Below are 20,443 nucleotides of genomic sequence, written 5' to 3' on the forward strand. Positions count from 1 at the left end.
TACTCAAAGTAACCAAATTATGTTAATTTAATGTTACCGATGTGTCCGGACATTTATGTTACCTATGTTCCGGTCACACACGTTCGTTTTTTGATAAAATTAGAAGCGATTAGTTGCTTTTTATTAAAATTGATCAGTTCCACAGCCTCAAGTTCGCGACTCAAATAGACATAAACTCCTTTTGTTTTATCGCTATCTATTTTAACTAAATGAAAACATTACAAAGGGTTCTTAGAGTTGGGGTCTGGCTATTAATTAACGTAATTTCTGCATAAAAAAAACCGGAGTATAACTCCGGCCTCAAATCTTTAAAACGTGTAGCTAATTACCCAATTTATAACGCAGCAATGTCTATGGTTTTCATTTTAACATCCATCTGCTTGTTACCTCTTTGGATTGATAGCGTCACTTCTTCACCCACTTTAATTTCTGTCAGTAGATTATATAACACATCGTAGTTGGGTACTGGATGAGCATTCAGAGCGACGATAACATCACCCATTACTATATGCCCCCAGGGATCTCTATGTGTTCCATGCAACTTGACTTGAGCTGCTGGAGTATTTGGCAGAACATCAGCTATTAATATCCCTTTTTTCACACCCAGTCTCTGAGCAACGTTAGGTTCAACTCGCTGGATACCAATACCGGACAATACTACACGGCCATGCTTGATTATCTGAGTAACGATTCGATCTATGTCATCTGCAGGCACTGCAAAACCAATTCCAGCTGAAGTTCCGGAACGCGAATAAATCATGGTATTCAGACCAATTAACTGACCTGCACTATTAAGGAGAGGACCACCTGAATTACCGGGATTAATAGGAGTATCTGTTTGAATCATATTATGGATGGTCACACCACCAATTCCAGGGACTTTGCGGCCTAATGCTGAAATCACCCCTTTAGACAGACTATGGTCGAGTCCAAATGGATTTCCAATGGCAATCGCTTTCTGACCGACGATCAGATCGTTTACATGAACAATTTCAAAAGGCTTATACGCTTTCAAATAAGATAATGCTTGAGGATTTTTAATTTCCAGAACAGCAATATCCTTACGGGGTTCTGTCCCAATCACTTTGGCTGGTACGGTCATATTACCCAGAGTTATAGCCAAATCATCTGCGCCTTTAATCACATGAAAATTGGTGACTATATGGCCTTTATCATCCCAGATAATCCCTGAACCCGCGCCATCGGGAACATGCATTTTCTGCAGGGAATGATTCTTTGCTACTGTAGTCAGACGATGAACATATACAACTTTAGGGGCAGATTTTTGAAAGATATCTACGGTATTTCGTTCATCAGGCAGAAGTGTATCTAAATTTAAACTAAATCCGGGACTTACAAGGGTAAAACTTAAAACACAGGCTATAAAAATTAAATTACTTATCTTCTTCATCTTCGTTATACTCCATACCAGCAGCACCAGCATATCTCTTGCGAAAGGCCTGGCGTGCTAATAACTTATCGATTACTGGTTGCGGAAAATCCGTAATAGTAATGATATTTTTATCCATTAAAATGTCAATTACGTCTTCAAGCACACGAATTAATTGCAAATCTGATTGAATAAATTTTAATTGAAAATCCTTGTCACAATGTATTAAAAATTGGACTACTTCTGGATCATTAATATCAATTTCTTCTTTAGTATCTGCGCTCTCTTGATTATATATGGCACAAATCTGACCATCCTTATCACGCTTTATATAGACCACGAGTAATTCCTTATGCAACCAAGGGATTAAAGTCTTCAAATTTTAAGCATTAAGCTAAATTAAAATTCAGACCCTTATAATACCCATGCGGATAACAAGTCTACATGGGTGCCATATTGTAATATACAACAGCATAAATGTCATCAAATAACTCAAAAGAATAATTTTTAAACAAACATTAATCTTGAGTCTTTTTCTGAATCAGCATCCTCATCAGAGTCTATATTGGAATCGTCACTCTTAGAAGGATCAGCATCATCATCACTATTGATATCATCATCGCTTTTAACATCATCATCGCTATTTTCTGAATCATTGACATCGCGTTCAGTTTTATCAACATCATCTCTGGCTGCTTTCTCAATTTTAGATTGATCAAAAGAAATGCCTGTTGAAATATTAAAATATTGCAATAGAAATTGAATTGGCGCCAGAATCATCATTTTAAAAGATGAAGTACCGGCTTCAATAGTTTGTTTTGCAATATGCTCACTGTCATCTGTATGGCGTATGTATATCTTTTCAAGAAGACCTGAATGTTGTTTATAAATGTAGTCCAGGCTTTCATTACGCGACTTTTCCTGACCTAATAAATATTCCTGCAAATCCGTACGCGTATCCCATAGAGACGTTCTTCGTTTCTGTAAATGATCCAGCTCACTATCATAAAATTTAATTTCTTCATCTATTTCTTTTTTTAATCTATCACAGGCTGCTTTACGTTCTTCAGAGATTTCACCATCCACTATAGCGCCCGATTCTTTTAGAGAAACCTGTGCATAGCGTTCTATCAATTGTGTTTTCTTATGAAGGACATCTTCTATCTTAGTATCCAGGTAAATAATAGCGTCCTTATTGGCGCCCAGAACTTTATAATGAGAATCGAAGCGCTTATTACTTTGCATTTGCTCGCGCATCTTTTCAAGTTCACCCGCTTCCTGGGTTATTGCTTTTCTTTGTGCTTCATCATTTAAATTCTTATCTCTACTTAGCAATAGCTGTCTGACAAATACAGATAAGGCTACTACTGCTCCAAACGCCGCCGCACATATGAGGGCTATAGTCACTGGTTCCATAGTCGACTCCTTATTGGTGCAAATGTATCAATTGAGTATGTATTTCGACTTCAAAATACTGACTAAATGATTGAAATGAATTAACCTCAGGCCATTCTTCTCGTTGACTGGACATACGTCTCATAGCAGCTTCAAATATTGGCTTATAGTACTTTTTCAAAAATGGTTTAATTTCTTTTAAACTTGAAAAATTCTTTACCATAACTGTTGAGTTTTCAACCAGCTGAGATAGATTAACCCGCTCCATTACTGTCGCCAATTCATCTTGATCATCTACGGCAGACTTAATCCATTTTAAGAGCATGGTGCGTGGTTTGATATTCAATAACTGATGACCATCTGTTATTGCTGGTTCCATCAAAATAATATGGGAGTGCAACTCAAACTTGAAACAACATAGAAAATCCAAAAAACTGGCCTCAATTTCATTTCGTGCATTTGCTCCTAACCAACGACAAATCTCATGCCGAAACATGGTTGAAAAATGCTTTTCAATTTCATTAAGCGTTGCTTCGTCAGAATTTTGCTTTGCGATAACATAAGCGGTGCTATCCGTATGTAATGTTTTCAAACTGGGCAAATCATTTTCTGGTAATTGTGAAGCAAGAAACGATAAAAAGACTGTGGTGGGCTTTAATACCACTATCTCCGATTGTCTTTGATGCATGACGATCTCCCTGATTTAGTAAACTCATCCTGAGTACATCCTGAAAAGAAATCTACATCTTATCTTTGAGTTGGTTAGATACTGCTATCAAATCACGACTGAAATAATCTATTATTCCAGTGAATAATGCTGAACAATAGAACCCTCTTCTTCAGTCTAAATTGCCATCAAGATTCTTTCAAGAGTAAAGCAGAGTTTTTTATTATATCGGAGCTGCACAAAAAATTACTTCATCTGATTATCCTATCCTGAAAACACCATGAACTGATTCCAGTAAAAATAATCCAATTTTTTTAAGTTCAGCTTGACAGACATTTCTATATCTATATGCTTCATTTTTTAACTCCAGGTTCTGTCCTATGAAATTACTGGGAAAAACTCTACTTGCTGCTCTAGTCTTAATAATATTTGCGTTTATAACCCTCTGGATACTCGCTAAAAATATTAAACCCGAAACCATCAAGCAATTAGTCAGCAATCAAATCACAGCCCTTACACATAAAAAAAGCCAAATTAATGGTGATATTTATTGGCAAGTCTTCCCAAGACCCGGATTAAAATTCAGCAAAATACAAATTGGTGATGAAAAAATCAGAGAGAACTATTTTTTATCTGCAGACACCCTGCTTTTGAACTTACAAATTACTCCATTATTAAAGGGGAATTTTGTGTTCAGTGAAATTAATGTGGATGGATTAAAATTACAAATCAACCAGGATATACCCCAGGCAACTCAATCCAGTAGTGCAATAACGCCAAATAAGAAAGAACTGTCCAGCCATCAATTTGCCATTCAAAGTTTATCAGTCAATCATGGCCAAATGATTATTAATAATAACGGACGTTCCACAGTATTTAAAAATATTCAAATTGGTATTGAACAGTTTAATACCCAAAAATCTCCATTTCCAGTACAAATCAAAGCCAGGCTTACCGAAGCAGCTCCTGTTTCAATAGCTAAAGCTAACATTAATTTTAAAGGAAGGTTAAGTCTTGCTCCCTCCTTTTTAAATGAATTACACAATGGAATTGAAAACTCATCTGTTGAAGGTCAACTTTTTATTCAAAATATTTTACTCAATCAATTTGCAATCAGTAAGCTCAATACTACCATTAAAACACATAAAACTGGCATATCATTCAATCCACTCACCCTCTCTCTTTATGGTGGGGAATCTATAGGGGATATGGATTATAAATTAGCCAACCAAGAATGTTCTCTGAATCAAACTGCCACAAACCTTGATGGCAAACAATTAATGACTGCCTTAATAGGTCATGAAGCAATAAGTGGTAATCTTGATTACTCGATTCATGCAACGGTCCCTTTGAATCTACAAGGATTTGATAACATAAATGGTAAAGGAACGATTACTATCAAAGATGGTGAAATATATAACATCAACCTGAATCAGATGATCAGCAATATAAAAGAGCAATTGGATAACCTGATGAAAGGAACTCCATCAAAGCTTCCCAAAACATTACAATTATCAGGATGGGAAAAATCCGGATCCGGCAATACTCCCTTTAAATTAGCGAATATCCAATATCAAATACAGAATGAAAAAATTACGAGCGAATCCTTGCTCTTGCAGACCGATAAATTACAGGTCAATGGTGAAGGGAATATCAATTTATCAACCCATGAATTAAATGCCAAACTAAAAGCTATTTTAAACAGCAACTCAACAGACAGCTCCATGCAGAAAATTCAACAGGCTCTCGGAGGTTATTTTCCTTTAGATGTATCAGGAACCATTGAGCATCCAATGGTGCTTCCTGATATAAAAATGATAAATCCTCTGTTAAGTCATTTGTTGATTAAAACTACTTTAGAACAACCCCTGAAGCAAATTGAAGGCACTTTAAAAGAGTTTATACGTTGACCAATCAAGTAATTCAGGAACAATTTAGCCGCCCCCTGCTTGCATGGTATGACGTAAACGGCCGTAAAGATTTACCCTGGCAATCTCCACGGGATCCATACCGGGTATGGATTTCTGAAATAATGTTACAGCAGACGCAGGTGCAAACAGTTATTCCCTATTTTAATCGTTTTATGCAGCGATTTCCTACCGTTGATGATCTGTCACAATCGGCAGAGGATGAGGTACTCTCATTATGGTCTGGGCTTGGATACTATAGCAGGGCAAGAAATTTGCATGCCACGGCAAAAATAATCAGCGCGTGCTATCAAGCGACATTTCCAAGGGATCTGGACACTTTGATCACCTTACCAGGCATTGGCCCTTCAACAGCTGCGGCGATAATATCGCAGGCATTTAATGAACCAGCAGCAATTTTAGATGGTAATGTGAAGCGAGTTTTAGCACGGTATTTTTTAATTAAAGGTTGGCCAGAACAGGCTCAGGTAAAAAAAACCATGTGGGAGTACGCGAATTTATGCATGCCAACAGAACGATGTGCGGACTACACTCAGGCAATAATGGACTTGGGAGCAACCTGTTGTACGTCCAGAAAACCAGATTGTATTCGCTGCCCTCTAAACACAACCTGTCTGGCTTATAAACACGAAGAACAAAGCCAATACCCTGAAAAAAAAGTTAAAAGACCAACTCCGGTCCAGTACCAGCAATTTCTTGTTCTTCATGACAAAAATAAACGGATTTACCTGGAGAGAAGACCTCCCACTGGGTTATGGGGTGGTTTATGGTGTTTCCCCAGCCTGAACATTGATGATTGTCCCCTGGAATACATCCAGCGTCATTATGCATTAAAGGGAGCTACGCCAAGACAACTGATGTCCTTTAAGCACCGATTTAGTCATTTTCATCTGGAAATTAAAGCACTGAGTATTAAAACTCAAACTACGAATCAGCACATCGCAGAAACTACAGGTTCGTGGTTTCCCAAAGAACAACTGGGTTCACTCGGTTTAGCCAAACCTACCAGTCTTATTCTGGCACAACTATTTGATCTTCATGAATTTCAATAAGGCTAATTTTGGTCGAGCTATATCCTAATACTCAAACTCGTATTATGATCAAATAAATCTTAATTTTGAGTTCCTCAATGAATACTATCCTGATATTAATTATTAGTTTTATTGCTCTTCTTTGGGCAGCTAATCATTTAGTAAGCGGTGTTTCAGGATTAGCAATTCGATTTAACCTGTCACCATTGATCACTGGATTAACTATCGTTGCCATAGGGACTTCAGCACCTGAAATTGCCATTTCCATTCTTTCCGCTCTTAAGGATAAAAACGATCTGGCGATAGGAAACGCCATTGGATCAAACATTGCTAATATCGGTTTGGTTTTGGGGATTACCATACTGATAAAACCAAGCACTATGAATTACACCGCACTTAAAAAAGCCTACCCCATCTTGATTATCACCATGCTTTTCGCTTACAGCTTAATTCTTGATGGATTTCTGGGTAAAACTGATGGCTGTTTATTGCTTATTGCGTGTATTGCAGTCATTTCTTTTTTTATTTACCTGGCGAATCACGCCCCAAAAAGAGATCCCTTCTTCAGTGAGTTTAAAGCAGCAGTCAATTTAAATCGCTCCATTGGCTCCAATCTGTTAAGTACAATTCTCGGATTAATCATTCTGCCTGTAAGTGCAAAATACATTATTTTGTGTTCGACCACTATTGCGCAATGGTGTGGTGTAAATGAAGTTACCATAGGATTAACCATTATTGCTTTTGGAACAACCCTTCCTGAATTAGCAACATCAATCACGGCAGCTTTAAAAGGTGAAGAAGAAATTGCCATAGGTACAATTCTAGGATCCAATATTTACAATCTTTTATTGATATTAGCCTTCCCCGCTCTAATTAATCCTTCAAAAATCAGTACCATTGTTTTATGGCGAGATATGCCTGTATTGATTGCACTTACTGTGCTGTTAGTATTTTTAAATTTTCATTACAAGAAGAAACTGTCCCCGTGGCATGGCGGGATACTGGTGCTGGTGTATTGCAGTTACATTGTTTCTTTAATTCTTAAAGCCCATGTTTAAAATTGATTGATGGTAACATTTTTTATTGTATAAGCTCAAACATGATCTCACAGTCCTAGGTCTTTCTGAAGTATATGCCAGGTCATGTTTGAACTACTATTTATTATTTTCTACCCATACTTTTTAGTTGATCACTGCATGAGAGAATATCTTCCTCGCTTAAGGTTTCTAACCCATTTTCTTTAGTTTCTTCTAATCGTTCTCTCATACCTTTTAATTGCTCTCGAAATAAATTGGTACGCTGAGCAAAATTACCCTGATTTTTATCTTTGCCATGCCGAAGATTCACTTCCATATTTTCGCCCTGTACATCATCTATGAGTTTATCGATTTTATCATTTATCTTTTTCAAACTGTCCAATGAATTTGCCGAATTTATCTCTTCTGCTAAAGCAACTATGCCCTCGGATAGTTTTTTAGCCAGCATTTCCCTATCGTTAGTCAATGTTGAACCTGTAATGAAATCTTTTACTTTATTTAAAAACTTCATAAACGATGGAGATTGATACGCTTCAAGATCTTTTTTAGCCTGGTTTACTACTAATTTCAGGTGTCCGTACAATGAATTACATAATTCATCAGCATTTATAACACGAAAATGACTAAACTCTTTGCTTTGTGATACATCAATCCTTAATTGTTTTTCAATGGTGTCAGAAGAAGTAAATGTATAGACTTTGACATCAGATATATCTACACCCTGTTTTCTGAAATAATCCAATGTCTTATACATATTATATAGACTAGGTCTATAGTGCCCACTATGTTCAGTAATGGAAATTAACTTACCATTTTTAATTTCAATCTCACCAGCTGAAACCACAGGTACCCCTGCATTCATTGATGAATGTGCAATTCCTGTCTTATCATGGTCTATATGTTGAAAAACAGATAATTCACCATTCACATTTAGTGTATATGCAGCAAATCCTTTCTTGTCATGAGAGATGCTTTTTTGGGTATCGAATACCTCACGGTCTCTACTATAAAAAATACCATTTCTCGTTAAAACGCGTAACATATCACGCTCTTCTGCATTAAAAAACTCTGTTTTTTTAGCATTGACGATTCCAAATTTGTTTTTTAATTCACCTTTGTCCTTTAATTTTGAATTTGGATTAACATCAAGTAAATCTTTTTTGTTAATTAGCGCTAAAACTTCTTCATCCTCAGTCTCTCCACTGTTTTCAGTTTGCTTCAAACCAGATTTACTTTTTTCAGCCAGTACAATTGGTGATTTCCCAGGAATAAAATCTGGATTTTCAACTTTATTAAGTTCCCTCTCCAGCATTAACTGGACTAGTTTTTCGTTTAAATTTTCAATAACATGCTTATCATTTATATCGAGAATAAAAATCATGTAATTTTGGGCGATTATTCTGTCTTCATCAGTACGTTTATCATCTTTGTAAATTTCCCACGCTTTATCCAATCGTTGCGCAAGAGTTCCCTTGCCATGATAAAACTCTCGGATTAATTTATCTTGACGTTCAGACATGTTTGACATAATCTGAGTAAAAACATGTCTTTTTATTTCTTTTTGATCACTATTGTGATCCCATTTTATGTTAAATTTATCTACTAAAAGACCTTCTGCTTTAGTAACTCGTAAATTATATTCTTCTTCGGTTTCAATCTCTTTATTGATTGGTGACGAATAGTGTATATAGGCCTCATCAATCTCCCTATCTCTTCGTTCTAAGCTCGATATTTCATCCAAGCGAACGTTTGGAGATCTTAAACGACCTCTTGCGCGTTCGGTTAATTCATCTTCTCCCTCGCTAAGTTCCCTGTCTAAAGTTGGTTCTGTTAATTCCCTATGCAAAGCCTTTTTTTGCAATATTTCTGAATTATATTCAATCACTTCATTCATTGCATTCATGAAGTTTATATCATTTTCTTCTTGAAATAGATTTTTAAGATTTAAATCTTCAAATCCAGGTACATCTTTGAAAATAGCTTGCACTTGAGGTAAATCAAATACTGCTGTGAACTCTTGTAAAGAATGTCCCCCAGAATTGTATATCATGTAGGAGATAAAACATTTAAAGAACGCTTTTAATTGTTCAGGATCATCTTGAAATTGAAACTCATTTTTATTAAGTAAATCTGCCATTACTCTAAGTTGAGTCAGCATAGTGCCAGATATTGAATTTACGAAAGGACTAACCTGAGTAGAAAAGAATTTTTGGGGAATATCTCCATTAGGAACATAAGTTGAAGCATCAGCAGGTCTACGATATTGATTGGCAGTATCCATAGAGGGGGCTTCATATAATACATCACTAGATGATAAAGGCATATAACTTCTCATGATTCCAAGATTATTTGACCTTACCTCCTGTTTGTCACCATGTTGATCTTTTCTATCTATACGCCCTCTTATTGAAGGGGAATAAACTGATCCTTCTTCTCCATATATATTCAATGGAAAGTGTTCCTGTTTTGATTGATTTACTGCAGTCATTCCAGCGTGGATGGTTTTAACAAGCAGCATCATCTTGTTGGTTCTGTCTCTCAACACCTCGTTGGGGGATTTTTCACCTATTTCATTCTCTGGTTTAAACGAAGGGAAATTTTCCGGATTACGAAGTTTTTGAATCGCAGTAATATATTCAGGTGCAGTAGCACTTTTTTGAGCTGCAGCGCCCTCCACATCACCATTATAAATTGTTGTGGGAACTAAAATTTTCATAGACATGGGCATGCTTGCAAATACTGTTTTAAAATGCTTTTTTAAACTAATCAGATTTAAATCATCCAAGCCAGATCGAAGTGTGTCATGACAAAGAATACTTTCAAAATATCTCCTGACAGGATCATTATTAATCAGTTCTAGTTTGGCAATTGCTTCACTATATTTATCATTTTCTTCATCAGATAATTCTGCAACATTTCTTTTAAGTAATTCAAATTCACTATGTTCTATTAATGGAATCTCATAACCTTTAAGGGCATCGTCTTTTAAAAGACTTTTAAAGAGATTTAAATCTTGTTCATTCTGAACACCCATCAAGAACAAATGTTTCACCTGAGCAAACAGTTGTGCTTGATCGGGGGGCATTTCTGTATTTTTATATTTTTTAGCCAGAATTGTTAAAGCTTGAAAAGGAGATATTTTTATTGCAATCCCTTCCTGTTCAGCAACGCTTTCGTGCTGTACGTTTAATTCAGGATTTTCAATAACCTCAATATCTGACTCATATTTTGTATACATGATCCACTCCAACTTTTTTTAACAGCCAAGATTTCTCTTCGCCCTTAAACTGTATTCTATAAAGTCAGGGTTAATTAAATATGACCATACGTAGTCGATTATTTAACAAGGTATGCAAAATGTGTATAACCTAATAAGTATAAAAATTCGCCAATGTGCGAAATCCATATCACAGGACACAGCGTGGGGTTTTCCAGAACAGGTGCCTTAAATTTTAAGTTCATAGCGTCGCTAAGGATCTTTAAGCTGTATTTGCCAAATATCGCAACACATTCACTCTGATGTGAAACACGAACTGGGCTTACGAAAAAATCCAAATCTCTTCATTATGAGGAAGTATTAATACAATTATTTAGATTATCTAAACTCCCTCATTGAAAATTCTTTTACTTCGACCCAGTTTTTTAAGGATGTCGTGGATTTATTAAAGAAGAAGGAATTATATTGTTATAAATGCACTATATAGTGGATGTGTTATCACATTGAGAAGGACATAACGATACCAGGTTATTTTTCGGTAGATTGTTTTCCAAGATGTTTAGACGCCTTTTCAGTGCGACTTCTCCTCGTTGACATTCCAGTAACATTTCTGAAAAGATCAACGGTACAGAAGAGTTCACAAGTCTCTGTATCCGTCAGGTCATTGAGATGCCAAAACACTGCTTGAACAGGGAATTAAATTGTCAAAGAGGCGCAAGTTAATATTGGGCCTAGATCTTTAGAAGTACAGCCTCATGCATCCCAATGCAGCTGAATTATATAAGGAGTTATATTTAAAATAATATTTTCTCTACCGGATAATTCTGGAGTTTTTTACTCTGGAATATCTTTTTCTTCTCAAGACTACCGCGTTCAAGAATTTTAGTTGCTACTACGGCATCCGGTTGACCAGCCTCTGCTGCCATATTAATCCAATACCATGCTTTTTTTCTGTCCTCGACTACACCCTGGCCATAATAATACATGTACCCTATTGCGTATTGAGCATCAGGCTGACCTTTTGCTGCTTCAGGCTTTAGGCGAATAAATGCTCTTCTATAATCCTGAGCCTTAAAACTTTGTATCCCTTCATGTAAATTATATGCACTCGAAATACACGCAGCCAACAGCGGAATAAAAATTAATATTAATAATAACCTGGATATAGATCTCATACTCTTTATTCCTCTTTTAAAGGCTTTGCTACAGGCTCAAAGGTTAAATCATTTTTAGGCAAACTTAAACTCTCCAGATTGCCATCCCTTTCGACAAGGACCCCTCCAGCCATAATTCGTTTAATAACTGCTCCACCTGGAATTTTATCTCCGATTTTATAAGTTTTTTCCTCACCACTGGAAGAGCGGATAATAACCTGCGATTCGTCAGTTTTATCGGCAAAAAGTATCCCTACCAGACTGACATTCAACATGGATTTTTTAACATTACCTTCATTCAAATCATTGGGAACATAAACACCAAACATGGAAGAGTTCAAAATATCGCTAAATGTATCCTGTTTTGTTCCTCCTGAAGGTGTAGTTTCTTTTTCAGAAGCTTCACTGTTTTTCGAGTATGGAATTAAAATGCTGGCGAATTCTATAATAATTAACATTGAAAAAAGCGAAATTAAACTGATGATGATCCATTTTGCATACCTGGCTGACAGTAAATAATGAATATCAAATTTCATATGCCCATAACCCTGTTATTTTTAAAGATGCGAACTCATTCATTCTATGCTAAAAATTACTATATACCCAAGTAAATTAGGTATGTACCCATCCTAGCATAAATTATTTGATCTTTATCTAAAGTGGGTATAAACCTGCCAATTAAAACTGAATTATTTCAAGGATGATGAATGGATAAAGAGCTGCCCCCACCTCATTTACAATTAGCTATGATGTCACGTGAATATGTTGTTTCAAGAGCCATACATACTATTGCTCACCTTGGCTTGGCAGACCATATGTCCGACCAACCTAAATCAGTGATAGAGCTTGCACAATTAACTGGAACGATTCCCGATCTTTTAGATCGTTTATTAACCTTTCTCACGGATTATGGATTATTTATCAAGGAGGGAGAAGCCTTTGCCCTTACACCATTATCCTACCCGCTAAGACAGGACAACCCCAATTCTATAAAAGATATTTTGGGAATGTTTGATGAATGTTGGTGGCAAGCGTTTTCGCAATTGGAAACCAGCTTAAAAACAGGTATTCCTGCATTTCAATACCAACATGGCACTGAATTCTATGAATTTATGAATAATAATCCTGATAAAAAAGAAGACTACGAAAAAGGAATGGCAAAAATTTCAAAACTGGATGATGACCTTATTGCTCAACACTTTGATTTTGGACAATTTTCAATGCTGATCGAACTGGGTTATGGCAGAAAAGGATTAGCTCAAGCCATTAAAAAACATCATCCCGATGTACTAATCGACATCAATCCATTTAATCCTGAGTCCATTAAAAATGAAAATGACTCTTCATTTTCAAACCTTCCCGAGGTTGATGCCTATATTTTAAAGGGAATACTGCATGATTTTAATGACAAGCTCGTTGATAAGATACTCAAAGACATCCGCAATTCCATGAAAAAAAGAAGTTCACTTATTATTGCTGAACAGGCCATTCCCAATAATAATGTACCTCATACTAACAAGACCATGGATATCATCATGATGGTGTTAGTAGGAGGCAGACAAAGAACCGTAAAACAATGGTGTGAATTAATTGAATCAACTGGTTTTAAATTAAAATTAGTCACTCCGACTCAGGGCATGTTTACCCTGATGGAGTTCCAAAATTAATGAGGATGCAACACTGATTGGAAAATTCCTTCTGGATCATACTGATTTTTTAAATCAATCCAGGAGGCATGTCGCTCACCAAAATGCTTTTCCCAATAGTTTTCTGGCAAACTGACCCCCAAAAAACCCGACAAATAGCGTTTGCCACCCAACTGAATCAATCGTTTATCCAGATCTTGAATCGCCTGTAAACAACTGTCTTTCAGAGGCAAAGGTACGCCCGGGTTCAAAATCATAAACGAATAAATAGAATCATCTTCAGGGAGCATCAAAAACCCCCCTTTCTTTTTAGCCATAGGTACTACATGGACAAGACTGGCGTAATGCACAGGTAAGGCCTCCAGTAATGAAGGAAGATGTTCTTTTAACACGGATGTAGAGATAAAACACTCATACCAGGGATGATATAAATCCCATTGTCCTAACATTTTCATGACTTCAAATCGGGAATTATGCCTTAAAAGATACGCGGAGCTATGCTCCTCTTGCGTATTAATTACACGCCAGGGATTCAGATTGGCAATAACATCACTCAGCTCGGGACTGTTTTTTTCATATTCAACAGAAAGATGCAATCCATAAAGCCACTGCACCAATGGAACACGTTTATCTCCTGCTAATTTTGCCCCCTGGATAGAAGGAGAACAGAACATCTCCATATAATCTGCGGTACCTCGTGCTTTCTCTATATCGAGAAACCATTGCTCCTGATCGGTATAAACCAGGCAAACAGTTTTAACCTGTGCTTTGATTGGACGTAATTGAATACAGGCTTTAGTAATGATCCCAAAGCGCCCCTGCCCTGATAAACAGGCCTGAAATAACGGCGAATTACTCTCAACAAGGTGTTTCACACCCAATCCATCAACTACTTCCAATGCCCGAACATGAGCATTTATAGCCCCATATTTAAAAGAAGAAGCACCTACTCCACCTGCCGACAACACTCCAGCTACGGATAAATTACAGTTATAGGGTAATACAAAAGGAGCCCTGTTCTTCTGTAATGTTACTTCGAGTAAATTGGCCCAACTGGTATTTGCCTCAACCCAGATGGAATCATCAGTCATTTCCAAAGGATTCATAAAATGTTGCATTGAAAGCGTTAATCCACCCGGAACTGGTAAAGACTGTCCACATTGACTCAATCCGTTACCACGAATGGTTATTGGTAATTTGTGCTGATTTGCAAATAAAATCATTGTTTGTAATGCATCTGTAGTTTGAGGAATAAAAACAGCGGCGGGAGGCGATTGAACTAATTTACCAAAATCCTGACTAAAAGAAACAAGCGTTTGCTCATCACTGAGCAACGCTTGTCCTGTTTCATATTCATACAGCTTGATTTTCTCTGTATTCCACTGGTTTAATGACATGTTGATTCCTTTCTTTTGCTAGACCTAATCGTTTGTTACATGCAAGAACCAATCCATCAAACATCTTGTTAAATGCATCGTAGCAGCGATCTACCATTTTTAAAGCCTCGCGACGGGTGCTGATAGGTAATTGCACCGCGAATATTCTTTTCTCCATTTCTTCTTCGAACAAGGCATGAGCCAGTTCCACTTCCAGGTGTGAACTTGAGAAATATTTTAAATTTCTATCTTGTCCTGTTTTTTTAACTTGTTTCACTACTTTTTCGAAAAATACATGTCCAGATGATTCCAAAGTCAAGAGTAATGCAACGTTTAATCGTTCATCGTCCAGTTTATAAATTTCTGACATGATGGCATAAGCTGCGTCTCGGACTAATTGTGAATCTTTACTGTATAACCAGGCTACATCATCACGATCGCAGGATTTATCATTACATAATTCACTCATGTATTTTTTATCACTCAAAAACCATTTTTCGTGACCTGCATCCTCCAAACGATGGTGACGCGCAACTTTCTTTAAATAGGGATCTTTTACTCGTTCCTCATTAATACGTAATATATCTTGAAAGGTCATTGCCCAAAAGGTTAATTCTGGTACAAAATAACTGATTTCTTCCAAACTGTTTAACTCTTCTAATATATTAAAGAAGGGATGATTCACAAATTCATTTTGTTTTGAATCGATGTATGCTTGAATAGTTTTCATGACTGACTCCGTGTAAAAATAATTTCGACAAAATTACTAGTGCAGCCGTCGTGCCAACTTTTTTACCAAAATGTTTAAAATAAATACTATTTTATGCGGTTTTTTTATTGTTTCCGCTACTAATTCTCAGGTAGCGACAAAATAATGTCCCTGAATCTTGGTTTTGCGACAAAATTTTGACCAATAAATTTCTTTAAAATTAATGATCTATTTTATACTAAAATAATTTCGCCAATTTTTTGTCATAATCAAGCATCAAATTATCCACATCATGCCAATTTAACTCCTTAACATCAGTTATTGAACAACAAATTTGATCTAAAAGCCTGGCTTGAATCTCCCCAAGCTCTAACGCACGAGAATATGGAGTATTTGTGAACATAACCAGGACATGTTTAGAAACATAACGTTCAGGATAACGAACCATTAACTCCCGCTCGACCTGTTTTTTTAAAATAAACTCTGGGTTACGAATATCAGAATGAATTTCATGGTAGTTATCCATCGACATTAGCGCGACAGCATCAGTATTCACTTTTCTTTGCTCATAAAAAACGGGCATGACTCGAGACCAATCGTCATGATACTGTTCTAGCAACTCATCCAATATGCGGCAATCCTCAAAAGCACTATTCATTCCTTGACCAAAAAAAGGAATAATTCCATGAGCGGCATCACCTATTAGTAAACATTCATCACGATAATACCAGGGAGTGCACTTTATAGTGCTCATATATCCTGTAGGATTTCCAAAAAATTCACTGGCCAGGTTGGGCATCGCTTTAAAGGCATCAGGAAATTCCTTCTGAAAAAAAGCAAATAAACGTTCTTCATTATCCAAAACAGCAAAACTGTCTTTGCCTTCATTAGCCAAAAACAGAGACCCGGTTATTGAATCATCGGGATTAGGATTCCCCAAAAGCATAAAGGAATCACGAGGCCAAAGATGTAAATGTTCCCGAGCCATACCCACAGTATGTGTTTTACTGATGGATAACTCCTTGTAACTATGTGATAGAAATTCACGGTTTGCCGTTACTATTCCTTCATTTTTCAGTGACTCTCTAACATGCGAAGGAGCTCCGTCGGCACCAATTAATCGTTGATAATTGTATTCAACAGGACGACCCTCTTTAGTCTCAAACTTCAGTTTTTTATTCTGAATATCCAATTGCAACAACTTCATATCAAAGTGCAGGTTAATATTTGGAGACTGATCTGCTTTATTTAAGAGTAATGCATTCAAATCCGTGCGAGATATTGCATTAATGTATTCATTTTCATGACGACCAAAGGGTTGAAAATGAATGTCTCCATTTGCTTCGTGTATTGCACGGGCACGCATTGGAACCATGATTTTTTTCACTTCGTCCATTAAATCCATTGCATTCAGGCCGGTAATTCCACGGCATGATAAAGCAAGATTAATGGAGCGACCGTAATCAATTGGGCTCTCACGTATATCAGAACGTGACTCAAACAAATCGACTTTATAGCCCCGTCTGGCCAAATATAATGAGCAAAGCGTTCCGGCCAGCCCAGCACCAATAATGGTAATCTCTTTCATCATTTCTCCCTATCAACCCATAACTCCATCCAACGTCCAGTGTTAGGGCCAAGCCCTGATGGAGGTACTGTATACACTTACTTAATTCTATATTCGTGCGTAGTACAACAATACACAAAATTACTATCCATAACTCTCCAATAAACGTCGACACAGAAATTAATCCATGTGCTGCCTATGCAAATGAGTAAACACTAAACTCATAAACCAATTATGTATACAAACAGACTACCTCTTATCTCAAAATGTCTAGAGTCAATTCGTCATAATAAATTCCTACATCATTAACGTCTGTTGACAGCTGCTCCATACCCCCTACGTGGCGCGGTTTGTCCGCGCCATCCAGAAGATCTATGGATACCACGGACAAGCCGCGGTATCTGGGCATTTCCAGTTGATTGAAAAAAACTGTCAACAGCCTCTAAATTACTCTCCAAACCAACAAAAAATTGAGCCCATAGCTCATCCTGTCCAATTTTGTAATTCAATCAATTTAAATGAAGCAAGAAATATACCGATTTATTTAGGTTTCATTATGCAGGCCATTAATGCGCCCAAAATGAAACTAAAGAATTTCTGGATGATCGCATAAGAATTAAGAAAACAACCTGTATAATGCATCCAATATCACCCTATTGAGAATTCACACTTGAATCACGAGAATCAAACACCCTATGAGCAACTCAATCCCGATGTCATTCTGGACGCAATTGAAAGCACTGGTTTTATTTGCACAGGCAGCCTGCTAGCGCTCAATAGTTACGAAAACCGTGTTTATCAAATAGGGATAGAAAATGCAGAACCCATCATCGCGAAATTTTATAGACCTCATCGCTGGAGTTCAACAGCGATTCTAGAAGAACATCAGTTCGCATTAGAATTAGTACACCATGAAATTCCCGTTATTGCCCCCCTGAATATTAACAATGAAACACTACACCATCATCGTGATTTCAGATTCGCACTGTTCCCCAGACGTGGCGGGCGCCCCCTGGAATTAGATAATAATGAACAACTGGAATGGATGGGACGGTTCATAGGACGCTTACATGGGGTCAGTGCTTGCAAGCCATTCCAAAGTCGCATCCAATTGAATACCCAAACTTATGGCCATGAGCCTTATGAGTTTCTCCTGAAACACAACTTTATTCCGGATTATTTAGCAGATAATTTTTGCAGAACTATTGAAACGGCCTTACAAAAAATCGATGAGATATTAAAATGCCTAGGCTCAATTGATCAAATTCGCTTACATGGTGATTGTCATGCTGGAAATGTGTTATGGAGTGAAGCAGGCCCCCATATTGTTGACTTGGACGATTGCCTCATGGGTCCTGCGATACAGGATATTTGGATGTTGCTTTCAGGTGAACCGAAACAAATGGAAGTGCAGCTAACGAAGATTTTACAAGGGTATTGTGAATTTCATGACTTTAATCCACGCGAACGCCATTTAATCGAAGTATTACGTACTCTACGCATGCTGCATTATTCAGGATGGCTTGCAAAACGCTGGACAGATCCTGCATTCCCTCAGAGTTTCCCATGGTTTAATTCGCCTGTATATTGGCAAAACCAGATGCTGAATCTCAATGAACAGATTGAATTACTGGATCAAATTGAATGTTAACTTATCCTTAAAATGAATAACAATTGGTATTCAACGCGAATTATGTATAATAAGTTAGTTGATTCGAGATCACCTGATTTTGATGGATGGTCAATACCCGATATAATTCCTGTTACCATTTCATAACCATGTTTGGGCGAAGGCTCAACCAGAATTAGACTAAAGGATACCCATGTTTCAATCAGCATTACTAATTGCACTAATGACCTTTAGCATCCTCGCTCAGGCCGCCCTTCCTGTGGATCCAATCCAGCGCTGTCTGGATGTAAGAAGGTACGCTGACTTCACCACAAGACAAAAAATGGCCGCCAAAGAACCTGGCGTGCTGCGCTTTAAATTTCATAAAATTTCACCATCCGAGCTGCCGTTAAATAACCCGGTAGGTAATATGGATGAAGTGATCAAGGCATTAAATAATCAGATTGAAAACTGCGCTAAAAGCCGTGGCGAATTTCAAACAATAACTATTGCTGGTCACCAATACAAGCGCCAGGAATGGTGCCATAATACCAATAAAAAAATGCTTGCTCTTGCAAAAGATGCCCGTGGCAATTTTCAAAAATACTTATCAGACATAAAAAATCAATTTGACTGGTATAAAAGCGATGGCTGGCCTGAGAATCACGCTGGATTTAAAAAGGGAGAGTTTCAATTTACGGCCTATTACGCGCCAGCAGCTATTGAAGCTCGCTCCAAACGGGGTGGAACATTTTTGTATCCAATCTACAGTAACCCCGGTGTTGTAAATGCTTCGTTGGAATGCAAAAAAATTCATTGCAAAGCTCCTCTTTGCGGAGTTGATCCGCTAACCAAAATGCCACGTGGATTTTGTCAGGAAAATGCTGATGGTACCTACTCTGTGGCACCTGATCGACACGAAATCGATCATGGAGCTTTAAATCAAAAATACGTCATTGGCTATGTTAAAGACCCTAATGACCCTGCTTTTTTAATGGTTGAAGGTTCTGGATCATTAATACTCGATGGTACATTAGTCCATCTTAATTATGATGGCTACAACGGCCGTCCTCGCACCATGCTTGGCCGAATAGTCCAATGCGCACAAGACCCAACCTGTGGTGGCAATCTGGATGAAATTGAACGTTGCTCAAAAGATCCCAAGTGTCATGATGAAGCAAAACTCCGCTGTAACGTGTCTAAAGAAATTAGACAGAGCGCTGCATCTGAAAAGCAAATTCGCCAATTTCTGGATGCTTTGAGCTTCGATAAAGCTGCCGATTTGCGAAATCGAGATCAAAGTTTTGTATTTTTTGCTAAAGAAGATGGCGGGCCGTATGGTTCTGAAAATATTACTCTGACGCCTCATGCTTCTTGCGCAACAGATCATAAGGTCATTCCTGTTGGAATGAACTTTATCTACACGTGTCAAAAAGCGACTTCATGGTGCGTGGCTCAAGACACTGGTGGCGCCATTATGGGAGCTCATGTTGACTGTTATAAAGGTGAAGGTGACCAAGCTGGTATTGAAGCAAATAATCTCAATCACACAGGCTCTTTGTTTGTAGCGCTGCCAAAACGCTAATATGAGAAAAGCATTGGCACCAAAATTTGGTGTCAATTACTTGTGCAACCATCTGTGTGACCGGAACATAGGTAACATAAATGTCCGGACACATCGGTAACATTAAATTAACATAATTTGGTTACTTTGAGT

Annotated in this window: 16 protein-coding genes; 6 read left to right on the forward strand and 10 right to left on the reverse strand. The window is 37.4% G+C overall.

Features of this window, described 5'->3' with window-relative positions:
* Positions 1-334: 334 nt before the first annotated feature.
* The 4 genes from Lqua_RS04435 to Lqua_RS04450 all read right to left on the reverse strand — a co-directional run bounded on the left by Lqua_RS04435 (position 335) and on the right by Lqua_RS04450 (position 3,473).
* Positions 335-1,411 carry a S1C family serine protease gene (locus tag Lqua_RS04435; protein ID WP_058473086.1) on the reverse strand — a complete coding sequence of 359 codons (1,077 nt, stop codon included), beginning with the start codon at positions 1,409-1,411 and terminating at the stop codon, positions 335-337.
* The gene (locus tag Lqua_RS04440) at positions 1,395-1,730 is read right to left on the reverse strand and encodes a hypothetical protein (RefSeq protein ID WP_058473087.1); all 336 of its coding nucleotides are present in this window, start codon (positions 1,728-1,730) and stop codon (positions 1,395-1,397) included. Before Lqua_RS04440 ends, Lqua_RS04435 begins: the two co-directional genes overlap by 17 nt.
* Positions 1,731-1,897: 167 nt before the next feature.
* Positions 1,898-2,806 (reverse strand): hypothetical protein, encoded by a 909-nt coding sequence (locus Lqua_RS04445; protein ID WP_058473088.1) that lies wholly within the window; start codon positions 2,804-2,806, stop codon positions 1,898-1,900.
* A gap of 10 nt (positions 2,807-2,816) precedes the next feature.
* Complete coding sequence (locus Lqua_RS04450; RefSeq protein WP_058473089.1) at positions 2,817-3,473, reverse strand: hypothetical protein; 657 nt, start codon at positions 3,471-3,473, stop codon at positions 2,817-2,819.
* Positions 3,474-3,832: 359 nt separating this feature from the next.
* Here Lqua_RS04450 and Lqua_RS04455 point away from each other — a divergent pair, with 359 nt between their 5' ends.
* The 3 genes from Lqua_RS04455 (at position 3,833) to Lqua_RS04465 (ending at position 7,469) form a co-directional block, all read left to right on the forward strand.
* Positions 3,833-5,362, forward strand: coding sequence for an AsmA family protein (locus Lqua_RS04455; RefSeq protein WP_058473090.1), 1,530 nt, complete (start codon positions 3,833-3,835; stop codon positions 5,360-5,362).
* Entirely contained in the window at positions 5,359-6,432 is a 1,074-nt protein-coding gene (mutY, locus tag Lqua_RS04460; protein WP_058473091.1) for an A/G-specific adenine glycosylase, read from the forward strand. Before Lqua_RS04455 ends, mutY begins: the two co-directional genes overlap by 4 nt.
* 77 nt (positions 6,433-6,509) lie before the next feature.
* Positions 6,510-7,469: a calcium/sodium antiporter gene (locus Lqua_RS04465; RefSeq protein WP_058473092.1), complete on the forward strand. Its 960-nt coding sequence runs from the start codon at positions 6,510-6,512 to the stop codon at positions 7,467-7,469.
* 103 nt (positions 7,470-7,572) lie between these two features.
* On the opposite strand, the gene Lqua_RS04470 is transcribed toward Lqua_RS04465, so the two are convergent.
* From Lqua_RS04470 to Lqua_RS04480, 3 genes are all read right to left on the reverse strand, one after another.
* The gene (locus Lqua_RS04470; RefSeq protein ID WP_058473093.1) at positions 7,573-10,686 is read right to left on the reverse strand and encodes a hypothetical protein; all 3,114 of its coding nucleotides are present in this window, start codon (positions 10,684-10,686) and stop codon (positions 7,573-7,575) included.
* A gap of 773 nt (positions 10,687-11,459) precedes the next feature.
* Positions 11,460-11,840: a tetratricopeptide repeat protein gene (locus Lqua_RS04475; RefSeq protein WP_058473094.1), complete on the reverse strand. Its 381-nt coding sequence runs from the start codon at positions 11,838-11,840 to the stop codon at positions 11,460-11,462.
* A gap of 5 nt (positions 11,841-11,845) precedes the next feature.
* The gene (locus tag Lqua_RS04480; protein WP_058473095.1) at positions 11,846-12,355 is read right to left on the reverse strand and encodes a type II secretion system protein N; all 510 of its coding nucleotides are present in this window, start codon (positions 12,353-12,355) and stop codon (positions 11,846-11,848) included.
* Between the two features lie 171 nt (positions 12,356-12,526).
* Here Lqua_RS04480 and Lqua_RS04485 point away from each other — a divergent pair, with 171 nt between their 5' ends.
* The gene (locus Lqua_RS04485) at positions 12,527-13,486 is read left to right on the forward strand and encodes a methyltransferase (RefSeq protein WP_058473096.1); all 960 of its coding nucleotides are present in this window, start codon (positions 12,527-12,529) and stop codon (positions 13,484-13,486) included.
* Here the strand turns inward: Lqua_RS04485 and Lqua_RS04490 are convergent.
* From Lqua_RS04490 to Lqua_RS04500, 3 genes are all read right to left on the reverse strand, one after another.
* The gene (locus Lqua_RS04490) at positions 13,483-14,862 is read right to left on the reverse strand and encodes an FAD-binding oxidoreductase (protein ID WP_058473097.1); all 1,380 of its coding nucleotides are present in this window, start codon (positions 14,860-14,862) and stop codon (positions 13,483-13,485) included. The genes Lqua_RS04485 and Lqua_RS04490 overlap by 4 nt on opposite strands.
* Positions 14,819-15,571: a hypothetical protein gene (locus Lqua_RS04495; protein ID WP_058473098.1), complete on the reverse strand. Its 753-nt coding sequence runs from the start codon at positions 15,569-15,571 to the stop codon at positions 14,819-14,821. The genes Lqua_RS04490 and Lqua_RS04495 overlap by 44 nt, the downstream gene beginning before the upstream one ends.
* 217 nt (positions 15,572-15,788) lie before the next feature.
* Complete coding sequence (locus tag Lqua_RS04500; protein WP_058473099.1) at positions 15,789-17,138, reverse strand: FAD-dependent oxidoreductase; 1,350 nt, start codon at positions 17,136-17,138, stop codon at positions 15,789-15,791.
* A 649-nt stretch (positions 17,139-17,787) separates the two neighbouring features.
* On the opposite strand from Lqua_RS04500, the gene Lqua_RS04510 reads away from it, so the two are divergent.
* Both Lqua_RS04510 and Lqua_RS04515 read left to right on the forward strand, forming a co-directional pair.
* On the forward strand, positions 17,788-18,768 hold the full coding sequence (locus Lqua_RS04510) for a serine/threonine protein kinase (RefSeq protein ID WP_058473101.1): 981 nt from the start codon (positions 17,788-17,790) through the stop codon (positions 18,766-18,768).
* 172 nt (positions 18,769-18,940) lie between these two features.
* Positions 18,941-20,311: an MltA domain-containing protein gene (locus tag Lqua_RS04515; protein ID WP_058473102.1), complete on the forward strand. Its 1,371-nt coding sequence runs from the start codon at positions 18,941-18,943 to the stop codon at positions 20,309-20,311.
* The last annotated feature ends 132 nt before the right edge of the window (positions 20,312-20,443 follow it).

The organism is Legionella quateirensis (assembly GCF_001467955.1).
In the GTDB taxonomy this organism is placed as follows: domain Bacteria; phylum Pseudomonadota; class Gammaproteobacteria; order Legionellales; family Legionellaceae; genus Legionella; species Legionella quateirensis.

What these genes read in the sequence shown, in the direction of transcription:
- Lqua_RS04475 (WP_058473094.1), bottom strand. Translation starts at nt 11,840, where the DNA reads ATGAGATCTATATCCAGGTTATTATTAATATTAATTTTTATTCCGCTG.
- Lqua_RS04515 (WP_058473102.1), top strand. Translation starts at nt 18,941, where the DNA reads ATGTTTCAATCAGCATTACTAATTGCACTAATGACCTTTAGCATCCTC.
- Lqua_RS04500 (WP_058473099.1), bottom strand. Translation starts at nt 17,138, where the DNA reads ATGAAAGAGATTACCATTATTGGTGCTGGGCTGGCCGGAACGCTTTGC.
- Lqua_RS04490 (WP_058473097.1), bottom strand. Translation starts at nt 14,862, where the DNA reads ATGTCATTAAACCAGTGGAATACAGAGAAAATCAAGCTGTATGAATAT.
- Lqua_RS04465 (WP_058473092.1), top strand. Translation starts at nt 6,510, where the DNA reads ATGAATACTATCCTGATATTAATTATTAGTTTTATTGCTCTTCTTTGG.
- Lqua_RS04450 (WP_058473089.1), bottom strand. Translation starts at nt 3,473, where the DNA reads ATGCATCAAAGACAATCGGAGATAGTGGTATTAAAGCCCACCACAGTC.
- Lqua_RS04470 (WP_058473093.1), bottom strand. Translation starts at nt 10,686, where the DNA reads ATGTATACAAAATATGAGTCAGATATTGAGGTTATTGAAAATCCTGAA.
- Lqua_RS04455 (WP_058473090.1), top strand. Translation starts at nt 3,833, where the DNA reads ATGAAATTACTGGGAAAAACTCTACTTGCTGCTCTAGTCTTAATAATA.
- Lqua_RS04445 (WP_058473088.1), bottom strand. Translation starts at nt 2,806, where the DNA reads ATGGAACCAGTGACTATAGCCCTCATATGTGCGGCGGCGTTTGGAGCA.
- Lqua_RS04495 (WP_058473098.1), bottom strand. Translation starts at nt 15,571, where the DNA reads ATGAAAACTATTCAAGCATACATCGATTCAAAACAAAATGAATTTGTG.
- Lqua_RS04435 (WP_058473086.1), bottom strand. Translation starts at nt 1,411, where the DNA reads ATGAAGAAGATAAGTAATTTAATTTTTATAGCCTGTGTTTTAAGTTTT.
- Lqua_RS04480 (WP_058473095.1), bottom strand. Translation starts at nt 12,355, where the DNA reads ATGAAATTTGATATTCATTATTTACTGTCAGCCAGGTATGCAAAATGG.
- Lqua_RS04485 (WP_058473096.1), top strand. Translation starts at nt 12,527, where the DNA reads ATGGATAAAGAGCTGCCCCCACCTCATTTACAATTAGCTATGATGTCA.